The organism is uncultured Hymenobacter sp., from assembly GCF_964242765.1.
Lineage (GTDB): Bacteria > Bacteroidota > Bacteroidia > Cytophagales > Hymenobacteraceae > Hymenobacter.
Genome location: NZ_CAXTBM010000001.1, coordinates 147,490 through 162,783, shown reverse-complemented (window position 1 = coordinate 162,783; position 15,294 = coordinate 147,490). Strand labels below are relative to the sequence as shown.

Annotated in this window: 9 protein-coding genes and 1 riboswitch; of the genes, 5 read left to right on the top strand and 4 right to left on the bottom strand. The window is 59.0% G+C overall.

Annotated elements, in window-relative coordinates; translation table 11 throughout:
- Positions 1 to 87 precede the first annotated feature (87 nt).
- The 5 genes from ACFE7X_RS00575 (at position 88) to ACFE7X_RS00555 (ending at position 9,161) form a co-directional block, all read left to right on the top strand.
- Positions 88 to 2,013, top strand: coding sequence for a sulfite reductase flavoprotein subunit alpha (locus ACFE7X_RS00575; protein ID WP_375433702.1), 1,926 nt, complete (start codon positions 88 to 90; stop codon positions 2,011 to 2,013).
- A 132-nt stretch (positions 2,014 to 2,145) separates the two neighbouring features.
- A complete protein-coding gene (locus ACFE7X_RS00570; protein ID WP_375433701.1) occupies positions 2,146 to 5,019 on the top strand; it encodes a TonB-dependent receptor in 2,874 nt (957 codons plus the stop codon).
- 34 nt (positions 5,020 to 5,053) lie between these two features.
- Complete coding sequence (locus tag ACFE7X_RS00565) at positions 5,054 to 5,803, top strand: DUF2490 domain-containing protein (protein ID WP_375433700.1); 750 nt, start codon at positions 5,054 to 5,056, stop codon at positions 5,801 to 5,803.
- A 4-nt stretch (positions 5,804 to 5,807) separates the two neighbouring features.
- Positions 5,808 to 7,523 carry an NADPH-dependent assimilatory sulfite reductase hemoprotein subunit gene (locus tag ACFE7X_RS00560; RefSeq protein ID WP_375433699.1) on the top strand — a complete coding sequence of 572 codons (1,716 nt, stop codon included), beginning with the start codon at positions 5,808 to 5,810 and terminating at the stop codon, positions 7,521 to 7,523.
- A 126-nt stretch (positions 7,524 to 7,649) separates the two neighbouring features.
- Positions 7,650 to 9,161: a TSUP family transporter gene (locus ACFE7X_RS00555; protein WP_375433698.1), complete on the top strand. Its 1,512-nt coding sequence runs from the start codon at positions 7,650 to 7,652 to the stop codon at positions 9,159 to 9,161.
- Positions 9,162 to 9,385: 224 nt separating this feature from the next.
- Here ACFE7X_RS00555 and ACFE7X_RS00550 read toward each other — a convergent pair whose 3' ends face one another.
- The 4 genes from ACFE7X_RS00550 to ACFE7X_RS00535 form a co-directional block, all read right to left on the bottom strand.
- Positions 9,386 to 10,834, bottom strand: coding sequence for an amino acid permease (locus tag ACFE7X_RS00550; RefSeq protein WP_375433697.1), 1,449 nt, complete (start codon positions 10,832 to 10,834; stop codon positions 9,386 to 9,388).
- 343 nt (positions 10,835 to 11,177) lie between these two features.
- Positions 11,178 to 11,290: riboswitch (SAM riboswitch) on the bottom strand.
- A gap of 153 nt (positions 11,291 to 11,443) precedes the next feature.
- The gene (locus ACFE7X_RS00545; RefSeq protein ID WP_375433696.1) at positions 11,444 to 13,066 is read right to left on the bottom strand and encodes a DHA2 family efflux MFS transporter permease subunit; all 1,623 of its coding nucleotides are present in this window, start codon (positions 13,064 to 13,066) and stop codon (positions 11,444 to 11,446) included.
- Positions 13,067 to 13,087: 21 nt separating this feature from the next.
- Entirely contained in the window at positions 13,088 to 13,699 is a 612-nt protein-coding gene (locus ACFE7X_RS00540) for a hypothetical protein (protein WP_375433695.1), read from the bottom strand.
- Positions 13,700 to 13,853: 154 nt separating this feature from the next.
- Complete coding sequence (locus ACFE7X_RS00535; protein WP_375433694.1) at positions 13,854 to 15,182, bottom strand: HlyD family secretion protein; 1,329 nt, start codon at positions 15,180 to 15,182, stop codon at positions 13,854 to 13,856.
- Between the last annotated feature and the right edge of the window lie 112 nt (positions 15,183 to 15,294).

Below are 15,294 nucleotides of genomic sequence, written 5' to 3'. Positions count from 1 at the left end.
AGTTATCCTCCTTTATCAAAGCACTCAGATTCCTCCTGCGTCGGAATAACAGTTCCGCATCAACCCACCGCTTCCCATTTGTTATTTATGTCCATTTCCTCTTCTTCGCTTCCCATCGGGCTTGACGACAAGGCGCTCAACGACCTGACGGCGAGCCTGTCTCAGCAGCAACTGGTGTGGCTCAGTGGCTACCTCTACGGCCGCGCTGTGGATGCCCCGCAGAATGGCGCCACAGCCAGTACGCAGGCTACGGCCGCGGTGGCAACTACGGCCGCCACCCAAACCGCCCCAACTCCGGCAGCGGCCCCGTCGCGCCTCACGATTCTTTACGGCTCCCAAACCGGCAACAGCAAGAAAGTGGCACTGCAAACTGCGGAAGCCGCCCGGCTGCGGGGACTGGAGCCGACGGTGCGGGACATGAACGACTACCCGACCCGCACCTTGGCTTCGGAACAGCAGTTGTTGGTGATTACCAGCACGCAGGGCGAGGGGGACCCACCCATTGCCGCCGAAGATTTTCACCAGTTCTTGCTTGGACCGCGCGCGCCCAAACTCCCGGCCCTGCGCTACTCGGTGCTGGCCCTCGGCGATAAAAGCTACCTGCAATTTTGCCAGACCGGCATCGAGTTCGACGAGCGACTGGCCGCACTAGGGGCGCAGCGCCTCGCCGACCGGGTGGATTGCGACGTGGAATTCCAGGAGTCGGCCGCGCAGTGGGCGGACCGGGTGCTGGACGTGCTGACGCAGGAAGTAACTTCCACTACAACCCAAGCCAGCCCAAGCACGGGGGCTACCCTGGCGCAAGCCGCCGCTTCTGGCTCGCTGACGGGTGGTAGCCAGGCCGATATATCCGCGTTTCGGGTGGCGAGCAGTCTGGTACCCGCTCCCAAGCCGACCGTGTTGCACGAGGAAGTGCAGCTTGATGCGCCCTTGTTGGAGAAGATTCAGCTTAATGGTCGGGGCTCTACTAAGGAGACGTACCACCTTGAATTTTCTCTCGAAGATTCCGGCCTGTACTACGAGCCCGGCGACGCGTTGATGGTGCAACCCACCAACCGCCCCGATCTGGTAGCCGATGTTATCCGGGCGTCCCGCCTCGATGCCACGGCGCCAGTGCAGTTGAAAGGCACGGAACTGGATTTAACCACGGCACTCACTGAACGCTTGGAACTGTCGGTGCTAACCCGTGACGTGCTGGAACGCTACGCCGCCCTGGCGCCGCAGTATCCGCAGTTGCACGAAGCGTTGGCAGATACTACGCAGCTTCAGGCGTTTCTCTACGGCCGCGACGTGGTGGATTTGCTTACGCACTTTCCTATCGACTTGTCGGCGCAGCACCTAGCGGCGGTGTTGCGGCCCCTGCCCGCGCGGGCGTACTCCATTGCCAGCAGCTTGCTAGCGCATCCCAACGAAGTGCACTTGACAGTGGGCGCCGTGCGCTACGAAGCCCACGGCCGCCAAAAGCACGGTGCCTGCTCGGTATACCAAGCCGACCATTTGAGCATCGGCGACACAACGCGGGTGTGGGTGGACCGCAACGAGTACTTCAAGCTGCCACAAAATCCGGCTACCGATATTATTATGGTCGGGCCGGGAACGGGCGTGGCACCGTTCCGCTCGTTTGTGGCGGAGCGGGCCGAATCGGGGGCTACGGGGCGCAATTGGCTGGTGTTCGGCAACCCGGCATTTACCACTGACTTCCTTTACCAAACCGAGTGGCAGCAGCACCTCAAGCAAGGCACGCTGCACCGCCTGGACCTAGCCTTCTCCCGCGACCAAGCCGAGAAAATCTACGTGCAACACCGCCTCTTGGAGCAGGCTCCGCAGGTATTCAAGTGGCTGGAAGACGGTGCTTACTTCTACGTCTGCGGCGACAAAACCCGCATGGCCGCCGACGTCCGCAAGGCGCTACTGACCATCATCGAGCAGCAGAGCGGCCAAGACGCTGAGTACGCTGCCGACTACCTGAAGCAGCTGAAAAAGTCGCGCCGCTACTTAGAGGACGTGTATTAACAGAACTGTTGATCCGACCACCGGGGGAATCTGAGTGAAACTTTAGAACGAAATACCTCAGATTCCTCCCGGCGGTCGGATCAACAAGTAACCTCAACTAAAGAACCCTTCCAATCCACGATACAAATTCAAATGAAAGCACACTACGCTTCTTTATTGCTGGTTCCGGCTTTGGCGCTGGCTGCTCCGGCGCGAGCACAGGATGCGCTGATAGCCATTAGCGGCACCGTGTTCGAGAAAGGCACACAGCAGCCGCTACCAGGCGTGAGTGTTAGTGTGAAGGGCGGCTCGGTGGGTACGCAGAGCGACGCGAACGGCAAATTCGAGCTAAAGTCGCGGCTGCGGTTTCCGTTTACGCTGGTATTCAACATTGTGGGGTACGAGGCGCGAGAACTGCAAGTAGCCAGCGGTAGCCAGCCGATTGCGGTGCAGCTCGAATCGAGGGCTATTGCCGTGAACGAGGTGGTGGTATCGGCGTCGCGGGTGGAGGAAAGCCGGCTGAAGTCGCCGGTGGCCATTGAGAAGCTGGATATCCGGGCCATCAAGGAAACGCCGGCGCCAAGCTTCTACGACGCGCTGGAAAACGTGAAGGGCGTGCAAATGACCACCAGCAGCCTGACCTTCAAAGTGCCCAACACCCGCGGCTTCAACATCCCGAACAACTTCCGTTTCATGCAACTCGTGGACGGCGTGGATATGCAGGCCGCCACGCTCGGCGTACCGCTCGGCAACGCCATCGGGCCGACGGAGCTGGACATTGCCAGCGTGGAAATCACGCCCGGCGCGGCGTCGGCGCTGTACGGCATGAACGCCATCAATGGCATGGCCAACCTGACCACCAAAAGCCCCTTCACCTATCAAGGGTTGAGCGTGTACCAGAAAGTGGGCGTCAACCACGTAGATGGTAGAGACCGGGACCCGAGCGCACTCACCGAAACGGCCGTGCGCTACGCGCAGGCCTTTAACAACAAGTTTGCCTTCAAGTTAAACTTCAGCTATCTGCGCGGTACTGACTGGTTGTCAGACACTCAAACCGACCAGAACCCACAGAATCTGAATTCGGCCAACCCACGCTTCCCCGAGCTTGCGGGCGCCAACAACCCAGCCGCTGACCTCTGGAACCGCTACGGCGACGACCGGAGTGGCAACGTGCCAGTGTCTATTCAGTACGGGGGCCGCACCGAGACTTTCAACGTGCGCCGCACCGGCTACTACGAGAAGGATTTGGTTTCGCCGACGGTGCGCAACCTCAAGTTTGATGGTGGTTTGTTCTACAAGCTCACCGAAAAGCTGGAACTCTCCTACGGCTACCGCTACGGTTTGATGGACGGCATTTTCCAGCGCGGCAACAAGATTCAACTCAAGGACGTGACCGTGCAGAACCACAAGCTGGAACTGCGCGGCGCCGACTACTATGTGCGCAGCTACGTGCTGGTGGAAAACACCGGCGACTCCTACAACCTGAACCCGCTGGCCCTCAACCTCGACCTGAACAACGGCTCGAACACGGTGTGGGGCAACAAGTTCCGGACCGAGTTGCAGAGCCAAGTAAACAATGGCACCGACCTGGCCACCGCCATGCAGCAAGCCCGCGCCGTGGCGGATGCCGGCCGCGCCGAGCCCGGCACCGAGGCGTTCAACCAACTCAAGAACACCATCACGGGCATCAACAATTGGGATAGTGGCGTGAACGTGCCCGGCGCACCGGCCACCGGCGGCGCTGCTCTTTGGCAGCGTAGCCGCACCTACCACAACGAGGCGCAGTGGAACGTAGGCCGGCGCATCAAGTTTGCCGATGTGGTACTTGGGGCTGATGCCCGCGTGTACGAGGTGATACCCGACGGCAACAACTTCGTGGACTTCTCGAAGCCGCTGGCTGACCGCACCACACCCGGCGGCAACAACGTGTACTACAAGAAGTTCGGTGGCTTTGCGCAAGCCACCAAGCTGCTACTGCAAGACCGCCTGAAGCTGAACGCCTCGCTCCGCCTCGACTACAATCCCGAGTTCAACCCCAAGCTCAACCCGCGGATAGCCGCCGTGTATACGGCCGCCAAAAACCATAACTTCCGGGCTTCCTACCAAAACGGCTGGCGCTTCCCGGCGCTGTTTGAGGCTTTGTCGTTCGTGAACAACGGCAACGTGCGCCGCGTGGGCGGCCTAGCCCGCGTGAACGAGGGCCTCGGCTTCCTCGACAACTCGTACACCCTCACTTCGCTCGACAACTTCACGGCCGCCGTAAGCCGCGACGTAGCCGCCGACCCCACTGGCACCACGGCGCAAAAGCAGCAACGTGCCGCCCTCAACAACCGCGACGTGCTGCAAGTAGCCAACCTGCCAACCATGGAGCCGGAGCGCATCAACGCGTTTGAAGTGGGCTACAAGAGCGTGCTTTTCGACAACCGTTTGGCCCTCGACCTGGATGCGTACTACAATGTCTACTCTGGTTTCCTGGGGCAGGTGGAAGTGGCCGTGCCGAAGTCGGGGCCGGTGGGTACGGATGCGTCGGTGCAGGACATGCTGGTCCGCGGGCAGCAGGACCGGTACCGGGTGTACGCCAACGCCCGCAACCAGTACCGCAGCTACGGTTCGGCGGTGGGCGTGACTTACAATTTCTACCAGAAATTCACCGTGGCCGGCAACGCCAACTACAACAACATTGCCACCAACAGCACGCAGGACGTGTTCATCACCGGCTTCAACACACCCAAGTGGACCACCAACCTGAGCTTCGGCAACCGCGAGATTGTGCGCAATGTGGGCTTCAACGTGGTGTGGCGCTACCAGGACTCGTTCCTGTGGGAAAGCCAGCTCGCCAACGGCCAGATTCCGGCCTATCAGAACGTGGATGCCCAAGTGAACGTGCGCATTCCCGCCCTGAAATCCACCATCAAGCTAGGCGGCACCAACCTGCTCAACAACCGCTACATCCAGTACGCCGCCGGCCCCACCATCGGTGGGTTGTACTACGTGGCCCTGACTTTCGACAACACGATAATCCGCTAACCGCCGCCTTCCAGTCGTGAACCGCTTTTTCCCCTTGCTTGCTCTATTGCTTCTGGTGGCCCTGCCAACGCGGGCACAGAAACAGTATGTGCGCGAGCAGCAGACGTGGCTGGGATTTTTCAACCAAACTCGCTTCACGCCGCGCTGGGGCACTTGGACGGACTTGCACCTGCGCCTGCACGACCGGTATGTGCAGGATCTGTTTCAGGGTGTGGCGCGGGTGGGGCTCACGTATTACCTGACCGATGACGTGCGGCTGACGGGTGGCTATGCCTATGTACACCACTTCCCGGATGGGGCGCGCACGGTGGGCCAGCCCGAGCATCGGCCCTGGCAGCAGGTGCAGTGGTTTACGCGCTTCCCCAAGGCCCGCCTGATGCAGTGGGTGCGGCTGGAAGAGCGGTTTCGTACCACCATCCGCAGCAACGAGCAAACTTCCGACTACGATTTCAACTACCGCACCCGCTACAACGCCGCGCTTTTCCTACCACTCACCAAACGCGGTTTCGAGCCGGGTGGGCTACAGTTTCTGCTCAACAACGAGGTGATGATGAATTTCGGCCAGGAGATTCGCTACAACTACTTCGACCAAAACCGGCTGTTTGCGGGCTTGGTGTATCAGGCCAACAAACACGGGCAACTGCACGCCGGCTATATGCATCTGTTTCAACAGCTTCCGGCGGGCAGCACCTACCGGAACCAACACACTATCCGGGTGTTTTACTTTCATAATTTCGACTTGCGGCCTACTCCGCCGCCCGTTCCAACTCCCACGCCGCAATAAGATCATGGCCGATACCATCATAAAGCTTTCCGAAGTCGAACACGTCAAGGACGCCAGCAACTACCTGCGCGGCACCCTAGCCGATAGCCTCGTCAACCCGATAACGGGCGCCCTCAACCCCGACGATACTCACCTCATCAAGTTCCACGGCTCCTACCAGCAAACCGACCGGGACCTGGACAGCGAGCGGAAACGGCAGAAGTTGGAGCCCCTCTACTCGCTCATGATTCGGGTGCGGGTGCCGGGCGGCATTGCCACGCCGGAGCAGTGGCTGCGCATGGATGCGTTGTCCAAGCAGTACGCCAACAATACGCTCAAGCTTACCACTCGCCAGACGTTTCAACTCCACGGAGTGCTCAAGCGCAACCTCAAAAAGACCATTCTTGGCTTCAACCAGGTGTTTATGGACAGCATTGCGGGTTGCGGCGACGTGAACCGCAACGTGATGTGCAACCCTAATCCCCATCAATCCGAGGTGCATGGGCAGGTGTATGAATTGTCGCGCCGCATCAGTGCCCACCTCACGCCGCGCTCGTCGGCGTACTGGGAGTTGTGGCTGGACGGGGAACAGCAGCACATCAGCGCGCCCAACGAGGGTGAGGAAGATGCCGAGCCGATTTATGGCAAAACCTACCTGCCGCGCAAGTTCAAAATTGCGCTGGCCGTCCCGCCGCACAACGACACCGACATCTTCGCCAACGACCTCGGCCTGATTGCCATCGAGGAAAAAGGAAAGTTGCTCGGCTTCAACGTGGCCATTGGGGGCGGCATGGGCATGACCTTCGGTATGCTCGATACCTACCCGCGCCTGGCCGACGTCATCGGGTTTGTGCCCGCCGACCAAGTAGTGGACCTCTGCGAGAAAGTGGTAACCATTCAGCGCGACTGGGGCAACCGCGAAAACCGCAAGTTTTCGCGGTTGAAGTACACCCTTGACCGGGTGGGGCTCGACGTGTTTCAGGAAGAACTGAACCAGCGGCTGGGCTATGAGTTGGCACCCGCCCGCGCCTACGAGTTCAAAAGCTCCGGCGACGCCTTCGGGTGGACGACCGGCCCCGATGGCGGGCAGCACCTCACGCTATTTGTGGAAGGCGGCCGCGTGGCCGACCGACCCGGCCACACCCTGAAAACTGCGCTGCGCGAAATTGCCGGCTTCCATACCGGCGACTTCCGCCTCACCGGCAACCAAAACCTGATTCTGGCCAACGTCGCGCCCGCCCACCGCCTCAGCGTTCAGGCGTTGCTCGCGGAGCACGGCGTGGTGGTAGCCGGCAACGACCTGTCGGGGCTACGGCGCGGGGCGTTGGCGTGCGTAGCGTTGAACACCTGCTCGTTAGCATTTGCGGAGGCCGAGCGCTATCTTCCCCAATTACTTACCCGATTGGAGGAAAGTATGAAAACCTATAATTTAACCCAAGATGATATCTTGCTGCGAGTTACAGGTTGTCCCAATGGCTGCGCCCGTCCTTACTTAGGTGAAATTGGGCTAGTGGGCCGTTCCGTAGGTCGTTATAACTTGTATTTGGGGGCCGCCTTCAACGGTGACCGGCTCAACAAGCTCTACAAAGAAATGCTGGATGAAGACGGTATTGTGCAGGAACTAGCACCCATTTTTGCCGACTACGCCGCGAACCGCCAGCCTTTGGAGCGGTTTGGAGATTTCACTATCCGCCGGGGTTACGTGCAAGCCACCACGCACGGACTCGACTTCCATCAGTAATGATATATACGAGAAAGAACGTTGTGTCTCGACTCCACTCAGCACGATGTTCTTTTTTCATATAACTGCCCCCACTCTCGCAGCGGCGCTTTCCAGCAAATACCCTAGCCTTCCAAAACACCATCCATGCCTCTTTCTGATAATAACCTTCCGCAGCCGCGGTCCGAGCCGCCCCCAACTGGCGAGAACCGGCTGTTTCCCATTTTTCTGAAGCTGGAGCAGTTGCATGTGCTGCTGGTAGGGGGCGGCAACGTGGGCTTAGAGAAGTTGGCGGCCATTCTGAACAACAGTCCGGCCGCCGCCGTGACGGTGGTAGCTACCCGCTTTCTGCCCGAGTTGCGGGAGCTAGCCGCCCGCCACCCAGCCGTGCAGTTGCGTGAAGGCCCCTACCAGATTACCGACCTTGTGGGCCACGATTTAGTTGTCGTAGCCACCGACGATAAAGCCTTGAATTTGACCGTCAAGGCCGATGCTACCCGGCAGCGGCTGCTTTGCAACGTGGCCGATACGCCCGACGCCTGCGACTTTTACCTAGGCTCTATCGTGCAGAAAGGCGACCTCAAAATTGCTATCAGCACCAACGGTAAGTCGCCGACCATTGCCAAGCGGCTGCGCGAAATGCTATCCTCGGCCCTACCCGACGAGCTGAACGACGTGCTGCAACGCATGTCCTCGATTCGGGAGAAAGTAGGCGGCGACTTTGCCCACAAAGTCCGCTCCCTGAACGCCGTGACGGCCGAGTTAACCGGCGGGCCCGCCTACGAGTCGCCGGCGGCGGCCATGTGGCGGCGGCGAGCGACGATGTCGCTGCTGGCGTTTATGGGCATTATTGTTCTCAATATTATTTCTTACTACGTCACTTGGCAGCAGGCCTGGGAAGTAGCGAGCAACGCCGATACGTTCTACATTTTTGTGGCCATCGGTTTTGGCGCTCAACTCATTGATGGACTGCTCGGCATGGGCTACGGCGTGGTGACGGCAATTAGCTTGATGAGCTTGAACATCTCACCGGCCGCGGTCAGCGCTAGTATTCACACCGCCGAAATGTTTGCCAGCGGCGCTTCCGGCTACCATCACTACCGCTTCGGCAACGTCAACAAAAAGCTGTTCAAAGTTCTACTCATTCCGGGCATTTTGGGCGCTGTTACGGGCGCTTATTTGTTGGCCACGTTCGGCGAGGAATATGCGCGCTACGTGAAGCCTTTCTTGGCGGTGTACCTGCTGCTATTGGGTATCCGCATCATTTCCAAGGCTTTCTCGAAACCTGGCGCGCGCAAAAAGCACAAGAAGCTAGGGATACTGGCGGCAGCCGGCGGCTTTCTGGATTCGTTTGGCGGCGGCGGCTGGGGGCCCCTCGTGACGAGCACGCTCATTGCCGGCGGCCGCACGCCGCAGTACGTCATTGGGTCGGTGAGTGTCACCGAGTTCTTCGTCACGTTTGCCAGCGCTGTCACGTTCTTTGCTACGCTGGGCATTTCGCACTGGCAGATTATTTTGGGCCTGATTGTGGGCGGCGTGGCCGCCTCACCCCTGGCTGCCCGCCTCGCCGGCCGCATTCCGGTGCGTGGGATGTTCGTGGGCGTGGGTTTAATGGTGATAGTCTGGAGCTTATGGGCGCTGCGAAAGGTGTTTATGTAGGTAAGACGGAAACGTAGAGTTACAAACTATCTGGCCGCAAGAACAATGTAGAGACGCGACACTTCGCGTCTCGGCGTTGAACAACCTCAGCAACGCCGAGACGCGAAGTGTCGCGTCTCTACAACCAGACAGTTTCTGCGCTGTACTTTGTGACGAGTAAAGACAACGCCCCGGCCTTAGAGGACCGGGGCGTTGTTATGGTACTAAGCTATACAAGCTGGCGCTTATGCTCTATTCTGCTCCTGTCGGAGCTTACTGTGCTTCTTGCCGTAGCCGTAGTAAATAGCCAAGCCGATAGCCAGCCAAACGGCCAGCCGCAACCACGTTTCCCACGGCAACGATACCATCATCACCAGGCAAGTAAGGATACCGAGAATGGGCACCACGGGCACCCACGGCGTACGAAAACCGCGCGGCGCGTTCGGCTCTTTTTTGCGCATAATAAGAATGCCCAAGCACACCATCACAAAGGCCAACAGCGTTCCAATGCTGGTCATTTCACCGACCACTGAAATTGGCACGAAGCCTGCAAACAGGGCAATAAACAAGCCCAGCAGCAGATTGGATTGCAGCGGCGTGCGGAACGTGGGGTGAATGCGCCCGAAGACCGGCGGCAGCAGACCATCCTTGGCCATCGAGAAAAACACCCGGCTCTGCCCCAGCAAATCCACCAGAATAACCGAGGTGTAGCCGATGATAATAGCCAGAATAACGGCGGCTGACAGCCAGGCATACGGGGTTTTTTCGATGGCAATGGCCACGGGCGCCGCGCTGTTTTTGAACTCGGTGTAGTTGGCCAAACCCGTCATGACGTGCCCGAAGAGTACGAACAGCACCGTGCAAATCAGCAGGGAGCCGATGATGCCAATGGGCATGTTGCGCTGCGGATTCTTGGTTTCCTGCGCCATAGTGGCCACAATGTCGAAGCCAATAAACACGAAGAAGATAACGCCCGCCCCGCGCAAAATCCCGCTCAGGCCAAACTCCCCGAACGTGCCGGTATTCTCCGGGATGTACGGCTGGTAGTTGGCCGGATCGATGTACTGCCAACCCAAGGCAATAAACACCAGCACCACCGCCACTTTCAGCGTGACCACCAGCGCATTAAACCACGCCGAACCCGACGTGCCCCGAATGATAATGGCCGTTATAGCCAGCACGATCAGCATGGCCGGCACGTTCACGAAGCCATGCACCGCCGTACCGTCGGCCAACGTGGCCGTTTCGAAAGGCGACATCACCAGCTGCGCCGGAATGTGCAGGTTGTACTTGCTCAGGAACTTCACTAGGTATTGCGACCAGCTAATAGCCACCGTGGCCGCCCCAACCGAGTATTCGAGCACCAAATCCCACCCGATTATCCAGGCAAACAGCTCACCCATTGTAGCGTAGGCGTAGGTATAGGCGGACCCCGAAACCGGCACCATGGAAGCAAACTCGGCGTAGCAAAGGGCCGAAAACGCGCAGCCAATAGCGGCCACCACAAACGAGAGTGTAACGGCCGGGCCGGTGTTGTTGGCGGCGGCAATGCCGGTGAGCGAGAACAGGCCCGCCCCAATAATTACCCCGATACCAATCGTAATCAGGTTGAAGCCGTTCAAGCTTCGTTTCAGTGTGTGGGAACCCGTTTCGGCAGCTTCTAACCGCAGCAGCTCCAGTGATTTTTTGAGCATAGAAAGTTGTGTAGGCACGCGCTATACCGCGTTTACCCGTTGAATAAAGCCTAGGGGATGCGCTAAGCAGCTGGTAGTGTAAGCGCAGGAAAGCGCCCGGATATACGCCGCCAGCTAGGCCCTGACCAGTAAAAGAAACAATGAAAATGGGGGCAGGTAGTAGCTGGCTACTGCTTTACGCCTCCACAAAGGCAAGCTCTGGCACCATGGCCACAGTTATCTACCGCTCAGCAGCAACAACACCCCCCGCCACAACAAGCCCACTCCCGGCCCGCAGGCCCGGCGAATGAAACAGCAACAACAGAAAGCGGGGTATTTAGTGAGTGAGGCACGGTAACTTGTTTTTATATAGTCGTCAGGCAGTGAATCTGCTGACCATCGGTTGGCACCGTTCCGCGGGGTGCGGGGGTTGCCGGCGCGTCTTGGAGCCTGTCTCTCAGCGCCTCTGTATAAAAACAATCCTTCGTCGGTAAAGAATTGGTGCCGCAAAGGTAAGGCCGGCCTTCGCGCATTCCCAAATGCGTAGTTATAGTTGAGAATAATCGGCGGCGGCACTGCTCCAGCAAGCTAACGCTAGCCAACAAACACGAAATAGATTTTGAATAACCCCTACCCGGCCGCTTCCGTCTGCCCATCTTGGCCAGGCTTGTTGGCGCGCATCAGGAACACGAGGGGTATTGACAACAAACAGGCAAACCCTAGCAAGTAGAAGGAATCGATGTAGGACAAGATGTTGGCTTGCAACTGCACGGCGCCGTAAATGGTAGCTTGAGCGCGTTCGGTTGCTTCGGCCAGGCTGCCTCCAGCGGCGGCTTGGGTGGAAGCTAGGTTTTGCAGTCCCGCTTCGTAGTTGGGATTAGAGAAGGTGAGGCTGTCGATAATACGGCTTTGGTGGAACTGCGCCCGGCGGGCAATCAGGGTGGTGATGGCGGCAATACCGAAGCTACCACCCAACGACTGCGCTAGGTTGATAAGGGTTGCGGCCTGGTTGGTTTTGTTTTTGGCTATCCCGACGTAGGCCGCCACACTAATCGGCACGAAGAGGAAAGCCAATCCCACGCTTTGAAACACCCGGGCCTTGGCCACGCTCGCAAAGTCGATATCGGAGCTAAGCACACCGGCATAATTGAAAAGCGCGAACGTACTGATAATCAACCCCAGCAGAATCATCCAGCGGGCTTGCACCTTCGAGGCCAGCACACCCACCACGGGCATAAGTAAGAGCACTGCCGCCCCACCCGGCGAAATGGCTAAGCCACTCTTTATGGCCGTGTACCCCAGCAGATTCTGTAGAAACAAGGGCAACTGCGTAGAACTGCTAAACAACACGGCGCCCACGGAAAACATAACCAGCACGGCCGCCGCGAAATTGCGGTGCTTGAGCAGTTTCAAGTCAATGACCGGGTCTTTGGAACGCCATTCCCAGATCACTCCAGCTACTAAAGCTATGGCCGCTACCCCAGCCAACACTGTGATGGCGCCCGAGCTGAACCATTCTTCCCGCTCGCCCCGGCTCAATACGTATTGTAGCGCGCTGAGTCCTACCGCCAGCAAACCCAGCCCGACATAGTCCACGTTCAGCCCGCCAGCCCATTTGGCGGCTTTCTCTTTCACCAGCGCCGGCGGATCTTTCACTAGAATCGACACCAGAAAAGCCGTTACGATGGCCACGGGCACGTTCACGAAAAACACCCAGTTCCAGCTGGCATTGTCTACGAGGTAGCCGCCTAGCGTGGGGCCTACGGTGGGCGCTACCACCGTTGCCACCCCATAGGCCGCAAAAGCCAGCCCGCGCTGCGCCGGCGGAAACGTATCGGTGAGGATGGCCTGGGCCATGGGCGAAAGCATGCCGCCACTCAGCCCCTGTATCACCCGCATAAACACCAGAAACCCAATGGTCGGCGACAAGCCGCACAGCAGCGAAGTAGCACCATAAGCCAGCAAACAAATCGAGAACAGGCGCTTGCGCCCCACCACCGTAGCCAGAAACCCGGCCACCGGTAGCACCACCGCCTTCGACACCAGTTGGGCCGTTACCACCCACGTTACCTCGTCTTCGGCGGCGCTTAGGTTGCCCCCAATCTGCGATAGTGCCACCGATACACTGGTATCATCCAGCACTTCCATGAAGGTTGCCATGGCCACCGTCACCGCAATTAGCCACTTCAGGTTGTCCCCGTGGCTAGCGGCAACGCTGCCCGCAGGCTTTTTCAAGGTTTTGGTCTGGCTCATCAGCTGAAAATTCGGGCCGCTCTACTGCGGCGTGGTGTGCAAGTGCGTGCGTAGCTGCGTCACGGCTTCCTTGTAGTGGGTGGTGAAATCGGCCAGGATTTCCGCACGCGTTACACTCTCGATTTCGCGCCCTTCCGCCCAGGTGCTAAGTAGCTCGATAGTTTTAGTGCGGGCAGGCTTTTTGTCGTCTTTCTTTTCGTCTTTTTCCCCGTCCTCCCCTTCCGCCGCATCGTCCTGTTCTGGCTCTTCCTGGTCGTCTTCCGCTGCTTTCTGGCCGGCGGCATCGGCGGCTTTAGCGGCTAGCTCGTTTTCCTCGAACCAGCAATGGATGTAGGGCGTGACGGTTTCGATGCGGGCTTCAGCCACCACGGCATACTGAAACTCCACGGGGCCTTCAGGCCGATGTACAATCAGGTAGATTCGGCTTTGATCGAGGCCGGTTTCGCAGGTGCGGCCGTGTTGGCGCAGCGCTTCGGCCGCCGCTTCTAGGGCCGGACGCGCCACTTCGGTGTAAAAGGTACCCTGCCGGGTAAGGTTGCGGCTAAACGCCTGATTTTCGCGGTCTACAGTGGCGAAGAAGTCGTTCAGATCAGCTTGCCAGCGGCCAGACGCATTAGGAGGTTGGGTTTCCATTGATAGTGGATTCTACTGGATTGTTTGGGCCGTTGTGCTTGACCTAGCAGCCGCTTAACGAAGTATCTCTGTGCCGACGCTGAACAGGGCATCGTTTTGCTTTGCCAAGTGCAGTTAGACAGGCGGTTCAGCAGTAATAGCAGGCAGTTTGCTTTCAGCGTACTATCGCGGCGCGGGAGCGGGTAGCCTTATCAGGAGCAGCGGGCTTCTCAGTGGGCTCTATGCTGATGTCTACCTCCGGCACCACCGACATGCCGGGGGCCAGCAAGTGCAAGTTGGGTTGGCCGTCGAACACGATTTTGACTGGGATTCGCTGCACTACTTTCACGTAGTTGCCGGTGGCATTTTCGGCGGGCAGCAAGCTAAAGCGGGCCCCCGTTCCGCGTTGAAAGCTCTCTACCTTGCCCCGAAATTTCTCACTTGGATAGGCATCTACCTCCAACTCAACTGGCTGACCAGCCCGCATCTTTTCCAATTGGGTTTCTTTGAAATTGGCCGTCACCCATAGCTGGCCGTAGGTAAGAGCCATAAGTTGCTGCCCCAGCGCTACGGTTTGCCCTTCATCCACGGCCTTGCGCGTGACGCGTCCGGTTTCGGCGGCGTAGATTTTGGTGTAGGAAAGCTGCAACCTGGCTTCATCGGCGGCGGCCTGCGCCTCGCCTATCTGGGCTGCCGTCACGCTGATTTGCTCGGTGGCTTGGCGGTAGTCGTTTTCAGCTTGCGCTACGGCGGCGCGCGCCTGCCCAACCTGGGCACGCACGGTTTGGGTGCGCTTGCGAGCGGCATCAGCCTGAGCCGCCGTGGTACGAGCTGCCGTCTGCACTTGGTCGTAGCGCTGGCGCGACACGGCATCGGTTTTGTAGAGTTCGGCGTAGCGCTGCTCGTCGCGGGCGTCACGAGCCGCTTGGGCTTGTGCGGCTCGTTCTTCAGCCTGGGCTTGCTCGAGCGAAGCCGCCGCCGCCGCCAACTGGGCCCGCTGCTGATCAATCACACTGCGCCGCGACGTAGCAGCCCGCGCAGACGCTTCCCGCTGGGCCTGCGCACTCACGACTCCTGCCTGCGCCTGGTTGAGCCGCGCTTGATAGTCGCGCGGGTCCAGCTCTAGCAGCAGAGTGCCGGCCTGCACCAGTTGGTTGTCACGCACATACACCTTACGCACCGTACCCGCCGCTCGGGGGCTCACTCGCACTGCATCCCCCTCAATGAAGGCGTTATCGGTGGACTCGTGGGCACGGGCGTGCAGGTAGTAGCGAATCCCGAAGAACAGCACCGCCAGCAGCAGGACAATGGCGCCAATTACAAACCAGGGCCGCTTATAAATGGGGGTTTCCGTAGTTTCATCAGGCGCATCCGCGGACTGCTTCTCCACGGTCCGCCGGCCTCGGGCACTAAGGTCTGGGGCATCGGAGGGGTCGGCCGTTTGCCGCTGGGCCAAGCCACGGGGGGCACTGCGGGCGGCGGGTTGGGTTGTATGGTCTGCCATCTGGCGGGGAATTATTAATTCAGCAAATAAGTGATTCAGCGAAGTGCCGAAGTAATGGCGGGGTGAAGCATTTAAATGCCTATGTGTACCAACAACTCACCACGCTTTTATC